This is a genomic window from Deinococcota bacterium, assembly GCA_030858465.1.
GTDB lineage: Bacteria > Deinococcota > Deinococci > Deinococcales > Trueperaceae > JALZLY01.
In genome coordinates, this window is the sequence record JALZLY010000149.1 from 1 (window position 1) to 3,365 (window position 3,365).

Genomic DNA, 3,365 nt, shown 5'->3' on the forward strand with positions numbered 1-3,365 from the left:
CAATGGTGGTGGCGTTGTCACAAATACTCAGTTCAATGGGACGTCCTAGCACAGTCCCCACCTGTGATCTTGCTGTTTCGATACCCTGAAGTGTTGTCGTGCCGATAGTGGCAAAGCGGCCGGAGAGCTCGAGGTTGACCCCGATGCGGATGGGCTCCTGCGCGGACGCAAGGCCCAATAGCGCGATTGCCAGAACAAAGCTAAGTCTCTTCATGGTTCCTCCTGTAAAGCGTGGCTGAAAAGCCAAAATGTGATATTGCAAGAGCATCATAACCGTCGCAGCCAGCCTCCGTCAACGGCGGCGGATGAGCCGTCCTTCATCAAAGGATCAGTGACAAGGATCAGTGACAAGGTCAGCAATAGGGCCGAGGTGGTGCCCGGCCCAGCGTGCGCAGGCTAGCAGGTGGTCGCCTAGTAGCTGGTCAGGTAGCGCTCGACCTCCCAGGCGTGGACCTGCATCTTGTAGTCCTCCCACTCGAGGCGCTTGGCCTCTATGTAGTGCGCGAAGATGTGGTCGCCTAAGACGCCCCGCACGAAGCGGCTCTTCTCGAGCGCGTCCACTGCCAGGTTCAGGGTGCCGGGCAGCTCCTTGATCTTGTGGCGGCGCTTGTCGCGGATACTCATGTGGAAGATGTTCTTCTGGATGGCGGGCGGCGGCATGAGGGTGGTCTCGATGCCGTCCAAACCGGCGCCGAACATCACCGCCAAGGCCAGATAAGGGTTGGCCGCCGGGTCGGGCATGCGCAGCTCAGCGCGGGTGCTAGGGCCCCGCCGCGCCGGAATGCGGATCATGGCGCTGCGGTTGGCGGCGCTCCAAGCGATGTTGGTGGGCGCCTCGTAGCCGGGCACCAGGCGCTTGTAGGAGTTGACCAGCGGGTTGGTGATGGCCACAAAGGCGGAGGCGTGCTCGAGGAGTCCGCCGATAAAGCAGAGCGCCGTCTCGCTCAGCTGGTCCCTACCGTCGGGGTTGAAAAAGGCGTTGTCGCCGCCCCTGAAGAGACTCAAGTGGGTGTGCATGCCCGAGCCGTTGATGCCGGCGATGGGCTTGGGCATGAAGGTGGCGTGAAGCCCGTACTTCTGCGCCACGCGCCGCACCACGAAGCGGAAGGTGGCGATGTTGTCGGCGGTCGTTAGCGCGTCGGCGTACTTGAAGTCGATCTCGTGCTGGCCGATGGCGACCTCGTGGTGGGCGGCCTCGACCTCGAAGCCCATCTGCCCCAGGTAGTTGACGATGTCGCGGCGGGCGGGCTCGGCGCGGTCCATGGGCGCCAGGTCGAAATAGCCCGCGGAGTCGTGGGTGGTCAGCGACGGAAAGCGGTTGGGTCCCATCTCAAAGAGGAAGAATTCCGCCTCGGGGCCGGCGTTGAGAGCGCTGAAGCCCATGCCTTGAGCCTTCTCGATGACGCGGCGCAGGACGTAGCGCGGGTCGCCCTCGAAAGGCTCGTCGTTGGGCAGGGCGATGTCGCAGATGAGCCGGGCGACGCGACCCCGCTCGGACACCTCCTCGCCGAAGATCGGAAAGACCCTGAAGGTGTCGTAGTCGGGTTTTAAGAGCATGTCCGACTCTTCGATGCGGGTAAAACCCTGGATCGACGAGCCGTCAAACATGATCTCGCCGTCGAGCGCCTTTTCGAACTGCGAGGCCGGCACCTCGACGTTCTTGTTGTTGCCCAGGATGTCGATGAACTGCAGACGCAGGAACTTCACGTCTTCGCTTCTGAGCGTCGTTAGAATCTCGGCCTTGGTCATAACACCCTCCAAAGTATCGTCACAGGGCCGTCTTCCTCGCCGAGTGACAACTAGGCTCGAGTCTAAGCCCTGCTCGCCCAGTTGTAAAGAGGATAGTGGCGGTATAGCGTACTCTGTGTGACACTATGACAAAATAACCTTTTGGCAGGGTCGCTAAACAAGCATTTCTGGACACAAGGTCGATTGCAGTCGAACGCCGCGAACACGGCAGCGTGAGTCTAGCTGCTCGAGCACGGCCAGACTCCCGTAGCCCTCCCTTGCCGTTTGGCGGCTACGCCGTTTCTTGGGCTGCTCGAAGCCGGGCTCGGCAGGGTTGCAAACTTGCACCGTGAGGTGCCAATGTCGAGCGGTTCACGTGGCGCCGCGGCCGACCGGCGTAAGCTGGCAGGAGCGAGCAAAGAACTCGACTGGAAGGGCTTCGTCAATGGAAGGGCTTCGCCAAGGTGACCCGAAGGTGAAAGGTCGGACGCAACACTCCGAAAGTTTGGTCGTCGCCGGCCTGGATCCCGGCCTGGCCAACATGGGCCTGGGTGCGATCAGACGCAGCGGGCGCGACACGGCGCTCTTGGGCTGCGAACTCGTCCGCACGGACGCGAGCATGGCGCAGGGCGAGCGGCTGATCCACCTCTACAGCCGGGTTCGGCAGTTTTTGCGGCTCCACCGGCCCGACGCCCTGGCGGTCGAGGGGCAGTACTTTCACCGGCAGCTCGGCGTCGCCTTCAAGGTCGGCCAGGCCCTGGGCGTCTGCCTCCTGGCCGCTCAGGAGGAGGACGTAGCGATCTTCGAGTACGGCCCCATGCAGGTCAAGCAGGCGCTCGTCGGCACGGGCCAGGCCAACAAGGCGCAGGTGGCCTATATGGTCAGGGCGCTGCTCAGCCTGAAGGAGACGCCCGAGAGCCACCACGTCGCCGACGCGCTGGCCTTGGCGCTGACCCACCTCAGCTTCCGGCAGCTCCAGTCGCTGACGCTGCGCTGAGCGGGCGCATGCGCCCTCGTCTCCTGCCAGCCACGGCCGCTCAATCCCGCGGGCGCTTGGCTCTTCCGTCAGCCTCGTCTTCGAGCTCGGCGGCTTCCTCGAGCGCTTCTTCGGGCTCGGTGGCCTGACGGCTTTCCGCTTCGGCGCTGCCATCAGGGGCCGCTTCAGGGTCGCCGGCTTCGGGGTCGCCGGCTTCGGTGCTGTCAGCCGCGGCTTCGCCAAAGTAAGCCGTCAGGCCCGCCACGCGGTAAGCCGAGGCGGCCTGGGCGGCGCGCAGCTCGGCGAGCAGGGCGGCCGCGAGGAGGGGGTCGTCGGCGGCCGTCGCCACAGGATCCGTCGCCACAGGCCGCGGCAGGACGAAGAAGGCCAGGCAGAGCGCCTCGAAGGCCGCCTTGTCGAAGTAGTCCACACCTTGGTGGGTGTTGATCATGAGAAAGTCGCGGGCCAGCGGGTCGGCCAGGACCGCCTCGAGGAGATGCGCCGCGCCGTCCTTGGGCGCCCTGGCCGCCAGGGCCTCGCCCCGCGCCGCCTGGTGACGGAGCAGCAGCCGGCTGAGCAGGAGCCCCCTCCGGGCCTCGCCCTCGTCCGCCCCGGCGCCGCGCATGGCGTCGGCGAGGGGCTCGTCCAGGAACCAGTGCTC

At 65.0% G+C, this 3,365-nt stretch carries 4 protein-coding genes; 1 reads left to right on the forward strand and 3 read right to left on the reverse strand.

The window, feature by feature from the left end; all coding sequences use genetic code 11:
* Both M3498_07045 and glnA read right to left on the reverse strand, forming a co-directional pair.
* The coding region (locus M3498_07045) for an ABC transporter substrate-binding protein (GenBank protein MDQ3459039.1) at nt 1-214 on the reverse strand (214 nt) is incomplete at its 3' end.
* Between the two features lie 197 nt (nt 215-411).
* On the reverse strand, nt 412-1,749 hold the full coding sequence (glnA, locus tag M3498_07050; GenBank protein MDQ3459040.1) for a type I glutamate--ammonia ligase: 1,338 nt from the start codon (nt 1,747-1,749) through the stop codon (nt 412-414).
* Between the two features lie 454 nt (nt 1,750-2,203).
* Between glnA and ruvC the strand changes: the two genes are divergently transcribed.
* The gene (gene ruvC / locus M3498_07055) at nt 2,204-2,725 is read left to right on the forward strand and encodes a crossover junction endodeoxyribonuclease RuvC (protein MDQ3459041.1); all 522 of its coding nucleotides are present in this window, start codon (nt 2,204-2,206) and stop codon (nt 2,723-2,725) included.
* A gap of 40 nt (nt 2,726-2,765) precedes the next feature.
* Here the strand turns inward: ruvC and M3498_07060 are convergent.
* Nucleotides 2,766-3,365 (reverse strand): hypothetical protein (locus M3498_07060; protein MDQ3459042.1); only part of this gene is annotated, 600 nt, incomplete at its 5' end.